The following is a 20,938-nucleotide window of genomic DNA, read 5'->3' as shown; positions in this document are numbered from 1 at the left end:
GGCGCCTTTGCGCACCGGTCGACGACTGCCATCGCTGCCTGCCAACCGAGGCCGGTTCGCACGGCCTGCCAGCCTGGCGGAACCTCTAACTCGTCCGGCCACAGGCAGTACTCGCTGAGATCGTTGACGAGCATCGAGTACAGCCGTGCCGGGTCGTCGAAAGGGCTGGGCATGACATCCGCCTTCGCGCTGAGTACAGAGGGAGATGTGTGACATGTGAAATGTTATACGGTCGGGACCCTATGTGTCCTTGGTACATAGCCGTCTCGGCCGCGGAACAATGCCTGCGCGCCATCGGGCGGCGCGGCAAACTCGCCCGCTGGCTCGGCGAGCACGGACACCTCGAAGCACCGCCCCCAAACGGCGGGCGCTGAGAGCGGTCAGTGCCTGCGGCAGCGGGCGAAGCCGATGGCGCCGCCGAGGTAGCCGGCCAGTGCAGCGGGAGGCAGCACGGTGTGCGTGCTGGTGAGCGCCGCCCAGTCGTCTTCGCTCACGCGCGCCCGGCCGGGTCCTGTTCCGGTACGGCCCCTTGCGACTCAGCTGGGGACGGCATCGCGGCCGGGCGTGGCCCGTCAGGGCTGCGGTGCTTGCTGATCCAGGCGGCCGCGGGTTCGGTGTAGCGGGCGGTCAGAGGCCCGATCACGACCAGGATGAGGACGTACGCGGTGGCCAGCGGCCCCAGCGCCGGTTCGATGCCCGCGGTGACGGCGAGACCGGCGATGACGATGGAGAACTCGCCGCGGGCGACCAGAGTTCCGCCGGCGCGCCAGCGGCCCTTGACGCCGACGCCGGCGCGCTTCGCGGCCCAGTAGCCGGTGGCGATCTTCGTCAGGGCGGTGACGACAGCCAGCGCGAGTGCGGGCAGCAGCACTGGCGGAATGCTGGCCGGGTCGGTGTGCAGGCCGAAGAAGACGAAGAACACCGCGGCGAACAGGTCCCGCAGCGGGCTCAGCAGCGTGTGGGTGCCCTCGGCGACCTCGCCGGACAGGGCGATTCCGGGCGCGGCGAGGGTTCATGTTGCCAGGTGCGAGCAGGGCCGGGATATGGGTGTCGCCACGGACGTCACGGGCGCTACCGCTGAAGGCCACCTGGGGGAGAACGCCCGATGACCGAACCGAACCGAACCGAACCGAACCGGACCTGACCGCATCCGCCCCGGCCTGCGCACCCTCAGTCATCGCGGCCATCGCCCTGGCTGGGCGCGAGTTCGCTGCCCACCGCGCACGCACAGCCACAACACGGTGGCCCGATGCTCGTGCGGGACCTGTCCGGTACCCCGGGAAACGTTTGGGGTCCAGAAAAAGGGCAAATTCACAGTAAAGGGCAAACGGATCGAATGCCTCCGTGAAAGCCGCAGGGGCAGGAGGGCGCAATGGATCCGTGGCTGATCTGGTTGGTTGCAGCGGGGGTGCTGGCGGTTGCGGAGATCTTTACTCTCACTGCTGCGCTCGGGTTGCTGGCTGTGGCTGGGCTGGCCACGGCAGGGTTCGCTGCGGTGGGGCTTCCGTTGCCTTTGCAGTTCTTGGTTTTCACGTTCCTGGCCGCGGTCAGCTTGTTTTTCGTGCGCCCCCTCGCAGTGCGTCACCTGTTCAAGCCTGAGGTGGAGAAGTTCGGCGTAGACGCGCTGGTGGGCAGGTCCGCCTATGTCGTCTCGGAGGTGACGGGCCTGGGTGGCAGGGTCCGCATCGGCGGCGAGGAATGGACGGCTCGCGCCTATGACGAAACACTGGTGATTCCCCCGGGAGCGACCGTCGACGTCATGGAAATCAATGGCGCCACCGCCGTCGTCTACCCCCGGGAGTGAGCGATGGAAGTCTCGGGCTTTCTCATAGCCGGCGTGATCGTCGCACTGATCGCGGTCTTCACCGTGGTACGGGCGGTACGCATCGTGCCTCAAGCGCGCGCTCGCAACGTCGAACGCCTAGGCCGCTACCGGCGCACGCTGAGGCCAGGTCTCAACCTCGTCATCCCCTACATCGACCGGGTGTACCCGGTGATCGACCTCCGGGAACAGGTCGTCTCGTTCAAGCCGCAACCGGTGATCACCGAGGACAATCTGGTCGTCGAGATCGATACCGTCCTGTACTTCCAGGTCACGGATCCACGAGCGGCCGCCTATGAGATCGCCGATTTCCTCCAGGGCGTCGAACAGCTCACCGTCACCACCCTGCGCAACGTCGTGGGTTCCATGGACCTGGAGAAGACTCTTACCTCGCGCGACACCATCAACAACCAGCTCCGTGGCGTGCTGGATGAGGCAACCGGCAAGTGGGGACTGAGAGTCAACCGGGTGGAGATCAAGGCCATCGACCCTCCACAGTCCATCAAGGACGCGATGGAGAAGCAGATGCGTGCCGAGCGCGACAAGCGGGCGGCGATTCTTGGAGCGGAGGGGCAACGGCAGTCGCAGATCCTCACCGCCGAAGGCGACAAGCAGTCCGCCGTCCTCCGGGCGGAGGGTAACCGTACGGCTGAGATCCTCAAGGCCGAGGGCCAGTCGCGAGCCATCGACGAGGTGTTCCAGGCCGTGCACCGCAACGACCCCGACCCCAAGCTGCTCGCTTACCAGTACATGCAGATGCTTCCCCAACTTGCCCAAGGGGCGGGCAGTACCTTCTGGGTGATCCCCAGCGAGGTCACGTCCGCACTGGAGGGGGTGTCCCGCGCCTTCAGCGAGGTGCTGCCCCAGTCGCCGGCCACGCGTGAAACGTCCGTGGAGGACAGGGCGGCCGCCCAGGCTGCCGACGATGCGGCGCAGGCCGCGGAAGCCGCCGCCGAGGCCCTCGCCGACGCGGCTGATGCCGACACAGGCTCACGTCCCCTCGCCGACCGCCGTCAGGAAGCACCGGACATGGAGTAGCCGTTGGCCCCCGTCTGGCAGGCGGGATGCACAAGCGGAGTGTTTGCCGGCGTGGTGTTCTCGGGCGGGTGGTTGGGGCTCGGCAGCTCTCCGGCTTGGAGTCACTGCCGGGTGGTGCGGTGGGATGGTGCTGTTCTGAGGAGTTCGGCGAGGCCCTGGCGCGTTGCCGCGATGACGACGCGATCCTGGGGACGAAGGACGTAGCCGGGGTGGAGGTCCCACAGCAGTTGGGGGTGTTCGCCGTCGGAGTGGGGGTTGGCGAGGTCGGGGCGGCGGGACGTGGGTTCGGCGACCCTCCCCTCCCCCTGTCCGGTCGACCCGTCGGCGGTGAGGGCCGGAGGTGTCAACGACGGTGTACCGCCCATGAGTGGCCTCGCCGCCTGAAAGGGGGCCGTCGTCGGACATGACGCCGGAGAGCAGTGCTGCCCCGGCCAGGCCCACACTTCACGCCCCCACCCCCTGAGCCCTGGCCTACTCGGTGATCTCGATGGCTCCGTTGTCGGACGGCGTCGCCGACGTGGGCACGGTCTTCTTCTGCGTGATGCTCTGGAGGAGCTGGGCCAGGTCGACTCCGGTGGTGGAGCTGAGGAGTTCCATGCCCTGGGCGACGTTGTCGGCGACCGTTCGCGACAACTGGCTCGCCCCGTCGGTGGAGATCACGGTCATCTTGTCGACGGCCGACAGCGGTTCGGACGCCTTCGCCACGACCTGCGGCAAGACCTCGACGAGCATCTGAAGAACGGCGGCGTCGCCGTACTGGGCGAAGGCGTCGGCCTTCTTCACCATGGCCTCGGCCTCGGCGGAGCCCCTGGCGGCGATGGCGGCGGCCTCGGCCTCGCCCTCGATGCGTACGGCGTCGGCGAGCGCCGCGCGGTGGGCCTTCTCGCCCTCGCCGGTGAGGCGGGAGCGCTGGGCGTCGGCCTCGGCCTCCTTGACCAGGGCGATGCGGCGGGCCTCGGCCTCCTGTTCGGCCTGGTAGCGGGCGGCGTCGGCGGGCTTGCGGACCTGGGTGTCGAGCTGCCGGTCAGTCAGTGCCGCCTGGCGCTCGGCGACCTTCTCCTGCTCGGCGAGGATCTGCTGCTGGCGGTCGGCTTCGGCCAGCGGACCCGCGGCGTTGGCCTGGGCGGCGGCCTCGTCGGTCTGTGCCTTGATCTCGGCCTGCTTCAGGTAGAGGGTCCGCTGGGCGATCGCGATCTCCTCCTCCGCTTTGAGCCGGGCCTGTTCGGCGGCGCGGCGGGCGACGGCCTCGGCGATGTCCGCCTCCTGCTTGGCGCGGGCGGCTTCGGGCCGACCTAGGTCCTCCAGGTAGGAGCCTTCCGTGGTGATGTCCTGGATCTGGAAGGCGTCCAGGACCAGGCCCTGGCCGGAGAGGCTGGCCTCGGCTTCCTCGGCGACCTGGCCGGCGAACGCGGCCCTGTCGCGGATGATGTCCTCGACCGACATGCGGCCGACGATGGAGCGCAGCGCGCCGGACAGCACTTCCTGCGTGAACCCGACGATGCCGTCCTGCTGCATCAGGAATCGCTGCGCGGCCGCCCGGATCGAGTCCTCGGTGCCTCCGACCTTGACGATCGCGACGCCCTCCAGGTTCGCCTTCACCCCGCGCAGCGTGACCGCGCCGCGCACGGCGACGGGGATGTGCCGGCTGGACAGGTCGAGGGTGAACTTCTGCTGCACGAAGGGCACGACGAACACGCCGCCGCCGACCACGACCTTCTGGCCGCTGTTGTCGGTGAACACCCGCCCCGTGGCGGGATCAGTGGCCTGCTTGCCGCGCCGGCCGGTGATGATGAACGCCTCGCTCGGTCCTGCGACCTTGTAACGGGTGATGACGACGAGGGCGAGCAGGACGACGAGTACGACGATGCCCACCACAGCGGTGAGGACAGGGCTCATGAAGCGTTCCCCTTGGTTCGAGCCGGGTTGAGTGAACTGAATACGACGGGGGTCAGCGTTCGACCGGGCGGACGACGACCGACGTCGCCGACAGGACGGACTCCACCCAGACTTCCGTGCCGCGCGCGACGGGTGCGGCGGATTTCGCCGCGTACTTCACCGGCTGACCGGCGAGATGGAGCAGAACCTCGCCGTACGCGTCCACCGGGATCGCTGTCACCACCGAACCCGACGTGCCCGTCAAGTCCTCGCCCCTGGGTGCGGGCGCGGCGCCGTCGCGCATGAGTGCCCGGCTGAACCTCCAGGTCAGCCATGCGGCGACAACCCCCGTGGCCACGCCCGCACCAGTGGCGGCCCCCGCCCCCAGGCCGGTGGTGCCGAGTGTGATCGCGCCGGTGAACCCCAGCATCGACACGAACCCGGCGATCACCGGCAACGACAGAATCCCGTCGAGCCCCCCGCCGATACCGTCGAGGACCCCCTCCAGCACCCCGTCGAAGACCAGGGACAGGACCAGCAGCACCAGACCCCCGATGCCGAGACCGAGAAACCAGACCATGTCCCCGCTCCTTCGACTGGTGCCGCCTGCGCCGTCCACGGCATGGTCGCACCGACTCGTACAGAAGTTCACTGCCGGTCTTCGGCAACCTTTTCGCGTTCTTGATGCCGCTCTCGTGCCCGCCTCGGCAGGCGCCGTTCAGGACCGCCTGGTCGGCCAGTCGAGCAGTCGCGCGCCGATGACCGCGGTGTGGAGCGTGTAGCGGTGCATGGGGTCGTTCGGGTTGAGGTTGGTGAGGGTGTGGATGCGTTCGAGACGGTAGGTGAGGGCTCGTACGCTCAACGACAGCCGTCGCGCCGCTTCGGTGGAAACGCAGCCGGTGTCGAAGTACGCGATGAGGGTGTGGATCAGTGGTTGCGGGCCGCCACGTGCCTGCTCCAGGGGCCCGAGCGTGCTGTCCACCAGGTCCACCAGTGCCTGCCGGTCGCGGGCGAGGACGGGGAAGACCAACAGGTCGGCGGCGCGCAGAAGGGGCTCCTCGAAGCCCATGCGGCGCGCGACGTCGAGCGCGTTGAGGGCCTCTTCGTAGCTGTGGCCGATGCCGCCCGCGCCCGGGCGGGGCCGCCCGATCGCGACCTGGCCGCCGTCGGTCGCCGCGTGTGCTCGCTTGGCGAAGTGGACGAGTACGTCGTCCTGGTCGGCCGGCGCGATGCACACCATGCGGCCGTCCTTGGTGGTGAACAGGATGCGGCGTCTTTCGAATCGGGCGAACAGGCCGGCCTGCACTTCCCTGGGCACGGGGTCGGTTTCGTCGTACTCGGTGGGACCTTCGGCGACCGCGACCGCGTGCGTGCGGGACAGGCGGAGCCCGAACCGCTCGGAGCGAGCGGAGAGATGTCCCGCGTCTCTGCGGCCATGGAGGAGGTCGTCGATGAACTCGCGCCGAGCCGCCTCCTCTCTTCGTACGACGAGCCGCTGTGCGTGCTCGTACCCCTCGGCGAAGGCGTCGATGGCCTGCTCGACGGCGCTGAGGACACTGTCCAGGTCGGTTGACGCGGGCCGGGGTACTCGGCTGGCCGCGAGATGGTCGCGGACCAGAGCGCGCCATCCATGCCCGGCTTCAGCGGCCTTCGCGCCAAGTGCACGGCGTGATTCCAGCTCGGCGCGCGTGAGGCGGCGACCGGTCGTCGATGCCTCGGCGATGATCTGGCCGTAGCCCTCCAAGAAGCTCGTCGGCGTTGTCTGCTGCACCGGTTGGCGTCCCCCTGGTTCTTGATGAAGTGACGGTTCTCTTCGTGGTCTTGTGCTCGTCGACCCTGCCCGCGGGCCACAGTCGCCGGCCCGGGCGGCCTCCGCTGCCGTACGCCGCGCCCGCCCCGCTTGCTCACCTGCTGGTGTATGCGGGGTCGATGCGCTCCGCTGCGGGCATGGCGACCGGCGCCACAGGCGGGCGGCGGCGGGTGAGACGGCGGGCGAGGGGTTCGGTCCAGCGGGCGGCGAGCGGGCCGACGATGACGAGGATCAGAACGTAGGCGGTGGCGAGGGGGCCGATGCGGGGCTCGACGCCGACGGCGAGGCCGGCGATGACGAGGGAGAACTCGCCGCGTGCGACGAGGGTGCCGCCTGCGCGCCAGCGGCCCGCGGTCTTGATTCCCGCGCGGCGTGCCGCGAACCAGCCGGTGGCGATCTTCGTGAGTGCGGTCACGACCGTGAGGATCAGGGCGGGGGCGAGTACGGGCGGGATGTCCGCGGGGTCGGTGGACAGGCCGAAGAAGACGAAGAAGACGGCGGCGAACAGGTCGCGTAGCGGGGTCAGCAGGGTGCTGGCTCCTTCAGCGACCTCGCCGGACAGGGCGATGCCGACGAGGAAGGCGCCGACGGCGGCGGAGACCTGGAGTTCCTGGGCGATGCCCGCGACCAGGAGCGTCAGGCCGAGGACGACGAGGAGGAGCATTTCGGCGTTGTCCGACGAGACCGCACGGCTGATGAGACGCCCGTGGCGCAGGGCGAGGTAGAGAACGGCGCCGACGGTTCCGAGCGAGATCAGCAGGGTGAGGGCGCCGCCCGCCAGGCTTACGCCTGCGAGCAGAGCGGTGAGGATGGGCAGGTAGAGGGCCATGGCCAGGTCTTCGATGACCAGGACGCCGAGGACGACAGGCGTTTCGCGGTTGCCCAGACGGCCGGAGTCGCCGAGGACCTTGGCGATGACGCCGGAGGAGGAGATCCAGGTGACGCCGGCCAGGGCGACAGCCGCGACGGGGCCCCAGCCCAGGAGAAGGGCGGCGGCCGCGCCCGGCGCCGCGTTCAGGACGAAGTCGATGGCGCCGGATGGGTACTGCGTCTTGAGGTTGGTCACGAGTTCGGAGGCGCTGTACTCCAGGCCGAGCAGCAGCAGGAGGAGGATGACGCCGATCTCGGCGCCGGTGGCGGTGAACTCCTCGCTTGCGGTAAGCGGGAGTATGCCACCGTGGCCGAAGGCGAGTCCGGCGAGCAGGTAGAGGGGTATGGGGGAGAAGCCCACGCGTCCTGCGAGTCGTCCTAGGAGTCCCAGACTGAGGATGATCGCTCCGAGCTCGATGAGCATGACTGTGGTGTTGTGCACGGGCCTACGTCCTCCGGTGATGAGTTCGGCGACGGCATGTACGCCTTCGCGGGTGCCGACGACGAGGGTGTCGCCGGTCGCGAAAACGGAAGTCGGGTACGGGCGGGGGGAACGCTGCGGTGCGGCGCAGGACGGCGATGATCGATGCCCCGGTGCGTGTGCGCGCCTGGGAGGAGCCGGGCAGGCGTCCGGCGATCGCTTGGTGACGGGTACGTGTTCGATGGCCAGGTCGATCTCGATGTGCTGGTGCAGGTGGGCGACGGGGTCGTCGTAGGTGGGCTCAGCGACGCAGGGCGAGACCAGTGGCCTTCATGCGGACCTCGAGGCGCACGGACCGTCAGGTACGCGGTCCGGGAAGTGCGAGCATCCGGAACATGGATGCGTCAGAGGCGCTGGTCGCCGGAGCCGCTGCCGTTGGTATCAGGCACGCTGCCGCGAGGGGCGTTGTCGACGCGGACTGCCCGGAGGGCGCGGGACGAGGAGCAGCGGTGATCCGAGTGGGCGAGGGGCAGGTCTGGGGCGTTGAAGCGTCGTCGCACGTGATCCCCCGTTCCGCTGACATCGATGGCCGCCGCAACGGTCCGCAAAGATGAGCGCCCGCATGCTCAATGGAGCGTAATGGCTCGGTAAAGGATTCTAGCGTAGGAGATAGGGGGCAATCTTCGTAAAGTAGAGAACTGGGGTGCGAATCCCCTGGGTTTTTGGGCTCGATGGCAGGATCGGCCCGCGAACCGTCGTCATCAGCAGGCCGCTTGGCGGTCAGCGGCTGTCGGCCGCCAGCGGGGGAGCGCCCGGGCATTCCCCGCGTGGCCTCTCGCCGCATGCCGGAGCCCCGGTGTCCCTTGATGATGGCGACATGGATGTCACCGAGGTACTTCTGCCAGGTGTGGGGCTGCGGTACGAGTTCACGAACCATCTGGGTGACCGGGTGGGTGTGGTGGCCCGGCGGACGGGTGACTTCGATCTGGTCGTCTACCGGGAAGAGGACCCGGACGAAGGCCGGCCGGTGCTCCAGCTCAATGACGAGGAAGCCGACGCGGTCGCCGAGATCCTGGGAGCTCCACGGATCGCGGAGCGGTTCGCGGACCTGACCAAAGAAGTCCCGGGATTGATGTCCGCGCAAGTCGAGGTGGCCTCGGGCAGTGCGTACGACGGCCGGCCGCTGGGAGACACGCGGGCGCGGACCCGTACCGGCGCGTCGGTCGTCGCGATCGTACGAGGTGAGGATGTGATCGCCTCACCCACCCCAGGGGAAGTCCTCCGCGGCGGGGATGTGCTGGTGGTGATCGGCACCCACGAGGGCATCGCGGGCGTGGAACAGATCATCCGGGGCTGAGCGGCGTGCGTACGCCGGTCGCCCTGCTCCTGGAGCTGGGAGTGATCCTCGCCGTTCTGAGCGTGCTCGGGACGCTGGCGCGACGCTTCACCCTCTCGCCCATTCCGCTCTACCTGCTCGCCGGTCTCGCCATCGGTGAGGGCGGCGTCGCCCCCGTGCCCGCGGCCGGTGAGTTCGTCGAGACCGGTGCCGCGATCGGCATTGTCCTGCTACTGCTCGCCCTGGGCCTGGAGTTCTCGCTGCCCGAGTTCGCGGTGGGGGTCAGACGGCACGTGCCGTCCGCCCTGGTGGACCTGGGGCTGAACGCCGTCCCCGGGGCCGTGGCCGGGTGGCTTCTGGGCATGGACGGCATCGGGATCTTCGCCCTGGCCGGCGCCACGTACATCTCCTCCTCCGGAATCGTCGCCCGCCTGCTGTCCGACCTGCAGCGCCTGGGCAACCGCGAGACCCCGGCGGTCCTGTCGGTGCTGGTCATCGAGGACTGCGCCATGGCCGCCTACCTGCCGGTGCTCGCCGTACTCGCATCAGGTGGCCAGTGGTGGCAGGCGGTACTCGGCGTGCTCGCTGCCGTGGGCGCCGTCGTCATCGCGTTCACGGCCTCGTACCGGTGGGGTCACCACGTCGGCAGGCTCGTCGCCCACCCGGACGCCGAGCAACTGCTCCTGCGTGTCCTGGGCCTCACGCTCATCGTCGCCGCTCTGGCCGAAGCCGTGCACGCCTCGGCCGCGGTCGGGGCGTTCCTCGTCGGTCTCACCCTTACGGGCGAGACCGCGACCCGTACCCGCGCCGTCCTCGGTCCACTGCGGGATCTGTTCGCGGCGGTGTTCTTCCTGGCCATCGGGCTGTCAGTCGACCCCGGCGATCTCCTGCCCGTCCTTCCCGCGGCTCTTGCGCTCGCCGCTGTCACCGCCGTCACCAAAGTAGCCACCGGACGGTTCGCCGCCGCACGCGACCACGTGGGCCGGAGAGGCCGACTGCGCGCCGGGACCGTGCTCATTGCCCGAGGTGAGTTCTCTCTGGTGATCGTCGGCCTCGTAGGCACGATGCACGACTCACTCGTCCCCCTGGTCACCGCATACGTCTTCGTCCTCGCGCTCGTGGGCCCCCTCCTGACCCGGTCCGCCAGCACCCTTCCCTTGCGCAAGACCCGCTCGCTCGGATCCCCGGACGGCGCGCGGTAGCCACAACCGAGACCCGCGCGTGCGTCTACCGCCTCCGTCCACGCTGGTGCGCCGGCAATCTCGGCCCCGTAGTCCTAGCTCGGACACCAGGAAGCAAGTAACCCGCCGGTAGCTTTCGCTGGGTCAGGTCTCCCGTTTCTCGTCGTCGTGCGCCTCGTTGGGCTGAACGAGCGAATCCCAGGGTGGGGCGGCGAAATGGGGCGGGTGTGCGGCAGGAGTGGTCGCCGGAAGACGTGGTGGCGTGCTGGACGCTGGTGGACGGCGACTGGGACCTGGTGGCGAACAAGACCGGTCGGACCCGGCTCGGCTTTTGCCTGATGCTCAAGTTCTTCGAGATGGAGGGCCGGTTCCCGGAGTTCATCGAGGAGTTCCCGCAGCCCGCTGTCGAGTACGTCGCCGGTCTGGTGAAGGTCCCTGCGACCGAGCTTGCGAAGTACGACCTGGCGGGGGCGAAGCGGCACCGGAAGCAGATCCGGGAAGCCCTGCACTTCCGGCCTGCGACGCTGGACGACGAGGAGCGGCTGACCGCGTGGCTGGCGGTGGAGGTGTGCCCGGTAGAGCTGGTGGAGGACCGACAGCGGGAGGCCCTGCTGGTCGAGTGCCGGGCGAGGAAGATCGAGCCGCCGGGCCGGACCCGGATCGAGAAGGTACTGGTCGCCGCCCGCAACCGGTGGGAGAAGGCGTTCTGCGCCCGGACCATCGAGCGCCTGGGCGACGTCGGCGTGGCCCGGCTGCTTGCAATGGTCGCGGAGGAAACGAGGACGGTGCCGGCCTGCTGGCCTTGCTCAAGCGTGATCCCGGCGCGGTCGGCCTGGACTCGCTCCTGACGGAGATCAACAAACTGAACGACGTGCGCAAACTCGGGCTTCCCCAGGGACTGTTCGCGGACTGCTCGGAAGAGCTGCTGGCCGCGTGGCGGTCGAGGGCGATCAAGATGTACCCCTCGGACTTCCGGGACACCGCCGAGGACGCCCGGATCACACTGCTCGCGGCCCTGTGCTCTTCTCGTCAGGCGGAGATCACTGACGCTCTGGTGGAGCTACTGGTGGCCCTGGTCCACAAGATCAACGCGCGTGCCGAGCGGCGGTGGAGAGGCAGCTCACCGCGGAGTTGAAGAAGGTCCGGGGCAAGGAAGGCATCCTCTTCAAGCTCGCTGACGCGGCGATCGGCAAGCCCGACGACGTGGTACGCGAGGCCCTTTACCCGGTGGTCGGTGAGAAGACGCTGCGCGACCTGGTCGCGGAGGCGAAGGCGAACGAGAAGGTCTTCAAGGCCAAGGTCCGCACCACCCTGCGGTCCTCCTACAGCTCGTACTACCGGCAGATGCTGCCGCCGCTACTGAGGACACTGGGCTTCAAGTGCAACAACACCGCCTACCGGCCCGTGATGGACGCGATGGCGCTGCTGGAGAAGTACGCGGAGGTCGACGGCAAGACCCGCTTCTACGACGCCGGCGACACGGTGCCGATGGATGGCGTCGTACGCAAGGACTGGCGCGAGGCCGTCGTGGACGACAAGGGCAAGGCCGAACGTATCCCGTACGAGCTGTGCGTCCTGGTCGCGCTGCGGGACGCGATCCGGCGCCGGGAGATCTACGTCGAGGGGGCCTTGCGCTGGCGAAATCCGGAGGACGACCTGCCGGGCGACTTCGAGGCCGCCCGCACCGTGCACTACGCGGCTATCCGCCAGCCCCAGGACCCGCAGGCGTTCACCACGAGCCTGAAGCAGCGGATGACCGAGGGCCTGGACAGGTTGTCGGCGGCGATCGCGGACGGCTCGGCGGGCGGGGTGAAGGTGACCACGCGGCACGGCGACCCGTGGATCACCGTGCCGAAGCTGGAGAGGCTGGACGAGCCGACCGGCCTCCAGGCACTCAAGGACGAGGTCGTACGCCGATGGGGAGTCCTCGATCTCCTGGACGTGCTGAAGAACGCCGACTTCCTTTCCGGCTTCACCGACGAGTTCACCTCCGTCGCCGCGTACGAGCGCATCGACCGGGCCACCCTCCAGCGCCGTCTGCTGCTCGCGCTGTTCGCCTTGGGCACCAACATGGGCATCCGCTCGATCGTCGCGACCGGCGAGCATGGCGAGAGTGAAGTCGCTCTGCGCCATATCAGGCGGCACTTCATCACCGTCGACAACCTCCGCGCCGCCGTCACCCGGCTGGTCAACGCCACCTTCTCCGCCCGCGACACCGCGTGGTGGGGGCAGGGAAACGCGTGTGCCTCGGACTCGAAGAAGTTCGGGTCCTGGTCCAGCAACTTCATGACCGAGTACCACGCACGCTACGGCGGCAACGGCGTGATGATCTACTGGCACGTGGAGCGGAAGAACGTCTGCATCTACTCGCAGCTGAAGTCCTGTTCGTCGTCCGAGGTTGCCGCGATGATCGAGGGACTGCTGCGGCACTGCACGGATGCCGAGATCGAGTCGAACTACGTCGACACACACGGCGCGTCTGTCGTTGGGTTCGCCTTCACCGAGCTGCTCAACTTCCGCCTGCTGCCCCGGCTGAAGAACATCGGCAGCATCCGCCTGTACCGCCCGGACGACGACCCGCCCGGCTGGCCGGCGCTTGGCGCCTCCCTGACCCGTGCCATCAGGCGGGACCTGATCGAGCAGCAGTACGACCAGATGGTCAAGTACGCCACTGCGCTCCGGCTGGGGACGGCGGAGGCGGAGCAGGTGCTGCGGCGCTTCACCCGCGGCGGGCCCAAGCACCCCACGTACGCCGGGCTCGAAGAACTCGGCCGCGCGGTCCGTACGGTCTTCGCCTGCGACTACCTCGCCGCTCCCGGCCTGCGCCGGGAGATCCACGGCGGGCTCCAGGTCGTGGAGAACTGGAATTCGGCGAACACCGTGCTCCACTACGGCAAGGACGGTGCGCTCACCGGCCCGGACAAGGAACACGCCGAGACCTCTATGCTCGCCCTGCACCTGCTCCAGTCCGCGCTCGTGCACGTCAACACGCTGCTGCTTCAGAAGGTCCTCGCCGAACCTGCCTGGGCGAAGAAGCTCTCGGACGAGGACCGGCGCGGGCTCACCGCGCTGTTCTGGTCCAACATCAACCCGTACGGAACCTTCCGCCTGGAGATGGACAAGCGACTCGATCTCGCGCCGCTTCTTTCAGTGCCCGGTCCCCGCACCCCGGCGGACGCCTCCGACCGGGCCCTGGCGGAACCGAGGTGAGCCCCGTGCCGACGGGCCGGTGCCTGTACCGGCCTTGGGTCACCGGGACAGCCGATATCGGCGAGCTTGATCTTGAATGGTGAGAGGACCCCGCCAAGTCCGTGAGGGGCGGCCGGGTCCCGGCTGCCCCTCACGGCTACTCCTGTAGTGGGGCTGGCGTCTGTCAGGTCACTCGGCGGCGGATCCACCAGGCGCAGAACCCGGTCAGGGCCAGGGCGAGGCCGAGATAGAGCCCGGTCTCGGCCCATTGAAGGGCCCAGAAGTTCCCGGCGGGCTGGTACGTCACCTGCTGCTTGTAGCCCAGGGCGCCGAGGTCGGCGAGGCAGCGGTCGAATTGCTGCAGGGCGGGCGGGCCCGACTCGGTGTGCAGGCAGTCGGCGAAGGACGACGGCACGGAGGTCGGCTGACCTGCGGCGTTCAGCGTCTGCTGGGAGGTTTCCCAGGCACCGGGCACCTCGGGATGCACGACGATCTGCTTGGCGCCGTCCTGGATGCTGATGGGGGCGCCGCCGGGCTCGATCGGCACGGTGATCCGCTCCGTGGCAGCCAGGTGGGGCCGGATCCACATCGGCGCGGAGATCTGGACGGCGGCGTAGAGGGCGAACGTGGTGGCCATCGTGGGCAGGGTGCGGCGGATGACGAGGCCGAGGGCGACGCCCAGGACGAAGGCGAAGGCGGCATGGGCCATGGGGACGACACCCCGTGCGGCGAAGGCCACGGGGTCGAGCCGCGGGAAGTACGTGTCCGTCGCGCCGCCGCCGTTGACAGCCCGGTCGATGGGGCTGCTCCACCAGCTCACCGCGAGTGAGGCCAGTCCGGCGACGGTCATGGCGGCCGCCGTACCGAGGCCCAGTTTGGTCGCCAGCCAGCGGGTGCGGGTGACGCCCTGGTTCCACGCGAGGTAGTGGGTGCCGGTCTCCAGCTCACGGGAGATCAGCGGCGCGCCCCAGAACATTCCGATGACCGCCGGCACGGCAAGCACAACCAGCAGGCCGGCGTAGTAGACGGTTTGGTCCGAACTGGAGACCTGGTCCACCAGGCTGCTGCCGGCCGTCCGGTAGAGGTTGGCCAGCTGCGGTCCGGTGACCGCGAGGGTGGCGGCGAGGGCAGCCACCGCGGCGAACATCACGGCGGCCTGGGTGCGGAACTGGCGCCAGGTCAGCCAGATCATCGGAGTACCTCCAGTGCGGGTCGGGTGTCACGAACCGCATCGGCGGGCCGGGTCATGTAGGCCAGGACAATGTCTTCCAGATCGAGCGGGCTGACGGTCCAGGACGGATCGTGGACCGCGGTGTCGGTGCGCACCAGGAGGGTGGTCTGCCGGTCGGTGTGGCTGGCGGTGATGACGTGCTGACCGGCCGGGAGCGTGTTCGGGTCCCGGCGCGGTCCGGTGAGCCGGTGGTGGCAGGCGACCAGGTCGTCGATGTCGCCGGCCACCTGCACCCGGGAGTCGACCAGGACGATGACGTAGTCGCAGGTTCGCTCCACGTCGGAGACCAGGTGGGAGGAGAGCACGACGCTCAGCTCGTGCTCGGCGACGGCCTCCATCAGGTCCTGCATGAACTCCCGTCGGGCGAGCGGGTCCAGGGCCGCGACCGGCTCGTCCAGGATGAGCAGTTCCGGGCGCTTGGCGATGCCCAGGGTGAGAGCGAGCTGCGCGCGCTGGCCGCCGGACAGCTTGCCGGCCCGCTGCTTGGGGTCCAGACCGAGGCGACGGATCCGGTCGCGCGCCACGGCGTCGTCCCAGTTCGGGTTGAGGCGCTTGCCGAAGTCGAGGTGGTCGGCGACGCTCAGCGCGGAGTAGGTCGGGGTGTCCTGGGCGACGAAGCCGACCTTGGCCAGCTGTTCCACACCGTCGGCAGGACGGCCACCGCACACCTCGATGGTGCCGGCCGTCGGGGTCAGCATGCCGGAGGCCAGTTTCAACAAGGTCGACTTGCCGGCACCGTTGGGGCCGACCAGGCCGACCACCCGGCCGGCGGGGACGTCCAGGTCGCAGTTCTGCAGCGCCCAGCGCTGCTTGTACCTCTTGCCCAGGCCCTGGGCTCGTAAGACGGCGCTCACGCTACGTCCTCTCCGGCGGCGTTGCGAAATGTGTTCACGAACAGCGCCTCGATGCTCTCGTCGTCGAGCCCGGCCAGGCGGGCCTTGGTCAGCCAGCGCTGCAGGTCCTTGCGCAGCGGTCCGTGCGCGGCGAGCGTGCCGTCGGCCAGCGTCCGGGTTACGAACGTCCCGACGCCGGGACGGGCGGCCACCAGGCCGTCGTGCTCCAGCTCCCGGTACGCCTTGAGTACCGTGTTCGGGTTGACCGCCATCTGCTTCGCCACGTCCTTGACCGTCGGTAGCCGGTCCCCCTCCTTCAGCAGGCCGAGGCGCAGTGCGTGACGCACCTGTTGGACCAGCTGCTGGTACGGGGACAGGCCGGACCGGCTGTTCAGGTGGAACTCAATCATCGGTTCCTCCATTTATCTAGTTGCCTAGCACTATAGCGCTCTGCGTCGACTATTTCGGCAAGGCGTGCACTGCGGGCGCCAGCCACCGAGGGGAACCAGCGCATGGTTGGCGCTCGCCACCGTCTGCCGACACTCGGACCCGTGATCACGAACCCGCAGGTGGGCAGTGTCGGCAACTCGCGTCGGGAATCAACGTCGGTGAACGGTCCGGCCGATAGATTCCGACACATGCTCATCGGCTACGCGCGGGTCTCGACTTCCGACCAGAACCCCGATGACCAGATCGACGCACTGCCGCGGGTCGGCGTCGACCGCGACAACATCCACGTTGACACCGCGAGCGGCGCAAAGGCGTCCCGGCCAAAGCTCGACCTCGTCATGCAGCTGCTGCGCGAGGGCGACACGCTGAAGGTCACCAGGCTCGACCGGCTCTCCCGCTCGGTGCTCCACCTGGTGACCCTCGGCGCGGACCTGCGCGAGCGCAGCATCGGGCTGCACGTCATCGAGCAGGGCATCGACACCGCCACCATGGAGGGCCGGGCGATGTTCGGCATGCTGTCGGTGCTCGCCGAGCTGCAGCGCGAGCTGATCGTGGCGAACACCAACGACGGCCTCGCCTCCGCCCGGGCCCGCGGCCGGGTCGGCGGACGCCGACCGAGGCTCACCGAGGACCAGGCCGCGCTCGCCCAGCAGCTCTACGACGAGCAGGAGAAGACCGTCCAGCAGATCGCCGACATGTTCAACGTGCCCCGCTCCACGGTGTACGGACACCTCGACAAGACCAAGACCGTCCCACGCCAACCGAAGAAGAGCACGATCACGAAGCCGAGATAGCTACCGGTGGGTTACTTGCTCCCTGATGTCCGGGCTAGGACTCCGGGGCCATCTCCGTGCGCGGCGAGGATCCGGCTGCAAGGAGGAGGACATCCCGTGCATATTGCGTATGGAACGCATCAAGAAGGGAGAGGCGACTGTCCTCGGGCGGGGGAGCCAGGCAGCTACGCACCGTATCGGGCCGTGAGGCTCGGCCCGCATGCGCCGCCCTGGGGATCGGCATGACCGGCTGTGCGTTTTCGTGCCAACTCCTGGGCGCAGTAGGTCAACGCGGTCGGTCGGGGCGCTCGTAGCTTGAAGGAGTGCCGAGCCGCAGAGGCGGCGGGCGCACTGTCGATTGCCTCGAAAGGACCCCTCATGTTCGACATCAACAAGGTGCAGGCTGCCCCCAGCGCGGACCTGCTCACCCCCGACAACGCGGTCATGCTCTTCGTCGACCACCAGCCGCAGATGTTCTTCGGCACCGGCAGCGGCGACCGCGCCGCGATCATCAACAGCACCGTGGGTCTCGCCAAGGCGGCTCAGGCCTTCGACGTGCCGGCCGTGCTGACCACGGTCGCCGCCGAGTCGTTCTCCGGGCCGCTGCTGCCGCAGCTCGCCGAGGTGTTCCCCAAGCACGAGGTCATCGACCGCACCACCATGAACGCCTGGGAGGACGAGGCGCTCGTCGCGGCGGTCAAGGCGACCGGGCGCAAGAAGATCATCCTGTCAGGTCTGTGGACCGAGGTCTGCCTCGTGCTGCCCGCGCTCTCCGCCCTGGAGCAGGGTTACGAGGTGTACGTCGTCTCCGACGCCTCCGGCGGTGTCAGCCCGGCCGCCCACGAGCACGCGCTGCAGCGGATGCTGGCCGCCGGCGCGGTGCCCGTGACCTGGGTGCAGGTGCTGCTTGAGCTGCAGCGCGACTGGGCGCGCCAGGAGACCTACCCCGCGGTCATGGAGATCGTCAAGGCCCACGCGGGTGCGTACGGCCTGGGCGTCGTGTACGCGCAGAGCGTCATCGGCGCGCACGCGGCCGGCTGACCTCCTTGGACACCGGCATTCTGATCCTGCGTCTGCTGGTGGGACTGCTCGTCGCCGGCCACGGTGTGCAGAAGGTCAGCTCGCATCTGGGCGGCAGGGGACTCGAGGGCGGCACGGAGGAGTTCCGCGCCGACGGATTCCGCGGCGGGGCCCTCACCGCCCTGGCCGCAGGCGGTGGCCAGATCGGATCGGGTCTGCTGCTCGCCGCCGGCTTCCTGACCCCGCTCGCCGCGACCGGCGTCATCGGGGTCATGACGGTCGCGCTCACCGTGAAATGGCGCCACGGGCTCTGGGTGCAGAACGACGGATACGAGTACCCGCTCGTCCTCGTCGGCACCGCCGCCGCCCTGGCCGCCACCGGACCCGGCGCCTGGTCCCTCGACGCGGTCCTCGGCCTCACGCCGTACCCGCTGTGGTGGGCGCCCCCCCGCGGTCGTGGCCGGTCTCGGCAGCGGACTGCTCACCCGGCTCGTCCTGCACCGGCCCGCCGCCCCGGCGATCGCCGAGCGCTGAGCGCGAGCCGCGCAGACCGGGTCCGGTCGCCCGCGTACCCCCGACCGGGCGGCCGGGCCCTTCCCACCCTCTTTCCCGAACAGGAACACTCGATGGACACCATCACGACCCCGCACGGCGGCGGCCAGCCGCTGCTGCATCAGAAGGGCGCCGAGACGCAGGCGTTCGGCACGCTCAAGCAGCTGCCGATCGGCCTCGGCCACGACACCCGCATGTACGCCTGTCAGCGGCTGAACCGCGTACTCGCCGACACGCAGATCCTCTACTCCCTTTACAAGAAGCACCACTGGCTCATGCGCGGGGCGACCTTCTACTCACTCCACCTGATGCTGGACAAGCACGCGGAGGCCCAACTGGCCATCGTGGACGCGCTGGCCGAGCGGGTCCAGAGCCTCGGCGGCGTCGCCGTCGGGGACCCGCGCCACGTCGCGGAGCTGACGGCGATCCCCCGCCCGCCGGACGGCGTGGAGCCGGTGCCCGTCATGCTGTCGCGGATCCTCGACGCGCATGAGCGGATCCTGATCGACGCGCGGGACGCCGCCGCCCGGATCTCGGCGGAGGGTGACGAGGGCAGCGCCGACCTGCTCGTATCCGAGGTCATCCGGACCGGCGAGGCGCAGGTGTGGTTCCTGGCCGAGCACCTCGTGGACACCCCTCTGGTGCTGATGGAGCGCCCGTACGAGGAGGCCCACGCCCACGAGGCCGCGTACGACGTCGTCGTGGTCGGCGGCGGGCCGGGCGGCGAGGTCGTCGCCGACCGGACCGTCCGATCGGGGCTGACCGCCGTCGTCGTCGAGGCCGAGGCGGTCGGCGGCGAGTGCTCCTACCGTGCCTGTGTGCCGAGCAAGGCCCTGCTGCGTCCCGGCGCCGCCCGGGAGGCCGCCCGTTCGGTCGACGGGGCACGGCAGGCGGTCACGGTGCCACTCGACCCGGCGCGCGTCCTGGCCCGCCGTGACCGCTTCACCGGGCGCGGTGACGACACGGGCCAGACCGACTGGCTCGACGGTGCGGGCATCGTGCTCGTACGGGGGCACGGACGGCTCGCCGGTGAGCGCCGGGTGGAGGTGACCGGGGCCGACGGCACGGTCCGTGCCCTGCGGGCCCGGTGCGCGGTCGTGGTCTGCACCGGAACGGAACCCGTGCTGCCGCCGGTCGAAGGGCTCGGCGGGATCGGCGTGTGGACCAGCCGGCAGGCCACCACGGCCGACGCGGTGCCCGCGCGGCTCGTCGTCATCGGCGGGGGAGTGGTGGCCTGCGAGATGGCCACCGCCTGGAGCTCGCTCGGTTCCTCCGTCACCCTGCTCGTTCGCGACCAGGCTCTGCTGACCGGCTGGGAGCCGTGCGCGGCCGATGAGGTCACCCGGGGGCTGCGCGATCTGGGCGTCACGATCCACTTCGGGGTCTCGGCCGTCCGATTCGCCCGTGACGAGGACACCCGTACGGTGACCGTGGACACCGACGACGGCACCACCCTCGTCTGCGACGAGGTCCTCGCCGCCGTCGGCCGGCGCCCGCGCACCGCGGACCTCGGCCTGGACTCTGTCGGACTGCCGGCAGGCGACTGGCTCCTGGTCGACGACACCTGCCGCGTCACGGCAGTCGAGGGCGACTGGCTCTATGCCGTCGGCGACGTGAACCACCGTGCGCCGCTGACCCACATGGCCAAGTACCAGGGACGCGCCTGCGCGGCGGCGATCGCCGAGCGAGCCGCGGGGCGCCCGGCCGATATCGGCGGCCTGCAGCCGTGGAGCGCGGAAGCCGACCATGTCGCCGTCCCGCAGGCCGTCTTCACCCGTCCCGAGGTCGCGAGTGTCGGTCTCACGGAGCGCGCGGCACGCGAAGCGGGTCTCGCGGTACGCACGGTGGAGTACCGCATCGACGACGTCGCCGGAGCCGCGCTCCACGCGGACGACTACCGCGGCCACGCCAAGCTCGTCGTCGACGAGACCCGGGGCGTCGTCGTCGGCTGCACCCTCACCGGCCCGATGGCCACCGAACTCATCCACACGGCCACCGTCGCCATCGTGGGCGAGATTCCCCTCGAGCGCCTCCGGCACGCCGTGCCCGCCTTCCCGACGGTGAGCGAGGTCTGGCTCCGGCGCCTGGAGGCGTACGGCCTCTGAGGCGAGGCCCCTCCCGCCCAACCGGCGCACCCGCCCGCCCGAGCACATCCGAACGCGGCACCACCCGACAAGGAAAGGTGGTGCCCTCGCTATAGCGTTCACTCTCACGTCGTTGCAACGTCCAGAGGGCGGGTGTTGCATTAGGCCTCACGGACATTGCAACGATTTCAGGGACTTGACCTGCGGTTATGTCGCTCATGAGCAACGAAGTCATTGCCGGACTTTCGAATGCAACGTAGCGTTTCACCTGTCAGAAAGCAGCGGGCCGACGGGGCCCGCAGCACCGATGAAGGAGAAACACCATGCAGACGTTCGCCACCCCCGCCCCGGTCTCCGTCGTCCTCGACATCCCCGCGGGCCGTATCCAGTTCATCGCCGCCGACCGGGCCGACACCACGGTCGAGGTCCGGCCCGCGGACGCCGCCAAGAGCC

Annotated in this window: 17 protein-coding genes and 6 pseudogenes; 12 read left to right on the top strand and 11 right to left on the bottom strand. The window is 69.4% G+C overall.

Annotated features, from left to right (window positions below; genetic code table 11):
- Window positions 1-38: 38 nt before the first annotated feature.
- Both ACZ7LT_RS25250 and ACZ7LT_RS25245 read right to left on the bottom strand, forming a co-directional pair.
- Window positions 39-173, bottom strand: a pseudogene (locus tag ACZ7LT_RS25250) (MbtH family NRPS accessory protein); the annotation flags it as partial.
- A gap of 317 nt (window positions 174-490) precedes the next feature.
- A pseudogene (locus ACZ7LT_RS25245) lies at window positions 491-997 on the bottom strand (cation:proton antiporter); the annotation flags it as partial.
- A 375-nt stretch (window positions 998-1,372) separates the two neighbouring features.
- Between ACZ7LT_RS25245 and ACZ7LT_RS25240 the strand changes: the two are divergent.
- Both ACZ7LT_RS25240 and ACZ7LT_RS25235 read left to right on the top strand, forming a co-directional pair.
- Window positions 1,373-1,804 carry an NfeD family protein gene (locus tag ACZ7LT_RS25240; protein WP_471238377.1) on the top strand — a complete coding sequence of 144 codons (432 nt, stop codon included), beginning with the start codon at window positions 1,373-1,375 and terminating at the stop codon, window positions 1,802-1,804.
- Window positions 1,805-1,807: 3 nt separating this feature from the next.
- Complete coding sequence (locus ACZ7LT_RS25235; RefSeq protein ID WP_471238376.1) at window positions 1,808-2,860, top strand: SPFH domain-containing protein; 1,053 nt, start codon at window positions 1,808-1,810, stop codon at window positions 2,858-2,860.
- Between the two features lie 101 nt (window positions 2,861-2,961).
- On the opposite strand, the pseudogene ACZ7LT_RS25230 reads toward ACZ7LT_RS25235, so the two are convergent.
- The 6 genes and pseudogenes from ACZ7LT_RS25230 to ACZ7LT_RS25205 all read right to left on the bottom strand — a co-directional run.
- Window positions 2,962-3,144, bottom strand: a pseudogene (locus tag ACZ7LT_RS25230) (hypothetical protein); the annotation flags it as partial.
- Between the two features lie 187 nt (window positions 3,145-3,331).
- Window positions 3,332-4,756, bottom strand: coding sequence for a flotillin family protein (locus ACZ7LT_RS25225; RefSeq protein ID WP_471238375.1), 1,425 nt, complete (start codon window positions 4,754-4,756; stop codon window positions 3,332-3,334).
- Between the two features lie 52 nt (window positions 4,757-4,808).
- Window positions 4,809-5,315, bottom strand: a complete 507-nt coding sequence (locus ACZ7LT_RS25220; RefSeq protein WP_471238374.1) for a hypothetical protein — start codon at window positions 5,313-5,315, stop codon at window positions 4,809-4,811.
- A gap of 138 nt (window positions 5,316-5,453) precedes the next feature.
- Entirely contained in the window at window positions 5,454-6,506 is a 1,053-nt protein-coding gene (locus ACZ7LT_RS25215) for a PucR family transcriptional regulator (protein WP_471238373.1), read from the bottom strand.
- Between the two features lie 133 nt (window positions 6,507-6,639).
- Window positions 6,640-7,857 carry a cation:proton antiporter gene (locus ACZ7LT_RS25210; RefSeq protein WP_471238372.1) on the bottom strand — a complete coding sequence of 406 codons (1,218 nt, stop codon included), beginning with the start codon at window positions 7,855-7,857 and terminating at the stop codon, window positions 6,640-6,642.
- A gap of 9 nt (window positions 7,858-7,866) precedes the next feature.
- Window positions 7,867-8,124: pseudogene (locus ACZ7LT_RS25205) on the bottom strand (cation:proton antiporter regulatory subunit); the annotation flags it as partial.
- 589 nt (window positions 8,125-8,713) lie between these two features.
- Here ACZ7LT_RS25205 and ACZ7LT_RS25200 point away from each other — a divergent pair.
- From ACZ7LT_RS25200 to ACZ7LT_RS25180, 5 genes are all read left to right on the top strand, one after another.
- A complete protein-coding gene (locus tag ACZ7LT_RS25200; RefSeq protein WP_471238371.1) occupies window positions 8,714-9,193 on the top strand; it encodes a cation:proton antiporter regulatory subunit in 480 nt (159 codons plus the stop codon).
- Window positions 9,194-9,198: 5 nt separating this feature from the next.
- Window positions 9,199-10,374 (top strand): cation:proton antiporter, encoded by a 1,176-nt coding sequence (locus ACZ7LT_RS25195; protein WP_471238370.1) that lies wholly within the window; start codon window positions 9,199-9,201, stop codon window positions 10,372-10,374.
- 206 nt (window positions 10,375-10,580) lie between these two features.
- Complete coding sequence (locus ACZ7LT_RS25190; protein ID WP_471238369.1) at window positions 10,581-11,201, top strand: DUF4158 domain-containing protein; 621 nt, start codon at window positions 10,581-10,583, stop codon at window positions 11,199-11,201.
- Window positions 11,156-11,488 carry a hypothetical protein gene (locus tag ACZ7LT_RS25185; protein ID WP_471238368.1) on the top strand — a complete coding sequence of 111 codons (333 nt, stop codon included), beginning with the start codon at window positions 11,156-11,158 and terminating at the stop codon, window positions 11,486-11,488. Before ACZ7LT_RS25190 ends, ACZ7LT_RS25185 begins: the two co-directional genes overlap by 46 nt.
- Window positions 11,461-13,563, top strand: a complete 2,103-nt coding sequence (locus tag ACZ7LT_RS25180) for a Tn3 family transposase (RefSeq protein ID WP_471238367.1) — start codon at window positions 11,461-11,463, stop codon at window positions 13,561-13,563. The genes ACZ7LT_RS25185 and ACZ7LT_RS25180 overlap by 28 nt, the downstream gene beginning before the upstream one ends.
- A 163-nt stretch (window positions 13,564-13,726) precedes the next feature.
- Here the strand turns inward: ACZ7LT_RS25180 and ACZ7LT_RS25175 are convergent, their stop codons facing one another.
- From ACZ7LT_RS25175 to ACZ7LT_RS25165, 3 genes are read right to left on the bottom strand one after another with little or no spacing between them, the layout of a single operon-like run.
- The gene (locus ACZ7LT_RS25175; protein WP_471238366.1) at window positions 13,727-14,734 is read right to left on the bottom strand and encodes a transporter; all 1,008 of its coding nucleotides are present in this window, start codon (window positions 14,732-14,734) and stop codon (window positions 13,727-13,729) included.
- On the bottom strand, window positions 14,731-15,627 hold the full coding sequence (locus tag ACZ7LT_RS25170; protein ID WP_471238365.1) for an ABC transporter ATP-binding protein: 897 nt from the start codon (window positions 15,625-15,627) through the stop codon (window positions 14,731-14,733). Before ACZ7LT_RS25170 ends, ACZ7LT_RS25175 begins: the two co-directional genes overlap by 4 nt.
- Window positions 15,624-16,028 carry a GntR family transcriptional regulator gene (locus ACZ7LT_RS25165; RefSeq protein WP_471238364.1) on the bottom strand — a complete coding sequence of 135 codons (405 nt, stop codon included), beginning with the start codon at window positions 16,026-16,028 and terminating at the stop codon, window positions 15,624-15,626. The genes ACZ7LT_RS25170 and ACZ7LT_RS25165 overlap by 4 nt, the downstream gene beginning before the upstream one ends.
- A 216-nt stretch (window positions 16,029-16,244) precedes the next feature.
- Here ACZ7LT_RS25165 and ACZ7LT_RS25160 point away from each other — a divergent pair, with 216 nt between their 5' ends.
- The 5 genes and pseudogenes from ACZ7LT_RS25160 to ACZ7LT_RS25140 form a co-directional block, all read left to right on the top strand.
- Window positions 16,245-16,850: a recombinase family protein gene (locus tag ACZ7LT_RS25160; protein WP_471238363.1), complete on the top strand. Its 606-nt coding sequence runs from the start codon at window positions 16,245-16,247 to the stop codon at window positions 16,848-16,850.
- Window positions 16,851-17,207: 357 nt separating this feature from the next.
- A complete protein-coding gene (locus ACZ7LT_RS25155) occupies window positions 17,208-17,870 on the top strand; it encodes a hydrolase (protein ID WP_471238362.1) in 663 nt (220 codons plus the stop codon).
- Between the two features lie 38 nt (window positions 17,871-17,908).
- Window positions 17,909-19,030 (top strand): annotated as a pseudogene (locus ACZ7LT_RS25150) (ferritin-like domain-containing protein); the annotation flags it as partial.
- 18 nt (window positions 19,031-19,048) lie between these two features.
- On the top strand, window positions 19,049-20,506 hold the full coding sequence (locus ACZ7LT_RS25145; RefSeq protein ID WP_471238640.1) for a dihydrolipoyl dehydrogenase family protein: 1,458 nt from the start codon (window positions 19,049-19,051) through the stop codon (window positions 20,504-20,506).
- 302 nt (window positions 20,507-20,808) lie between these two features.
- Window positions 20,809-20,938: pseudogene (locus tag ACZ7LT_RS25140) on the top strand (DUF4097 family beta strand repeat-containing protein); the annotation flags it as partial.

The sequence above is a fragment of the Streptomyces sp. NPDC039465 genome, from assembly GCF_055639315.1.
This window is presented reverse-complemented; position numbering and strand designations above follow the sequence as displayed.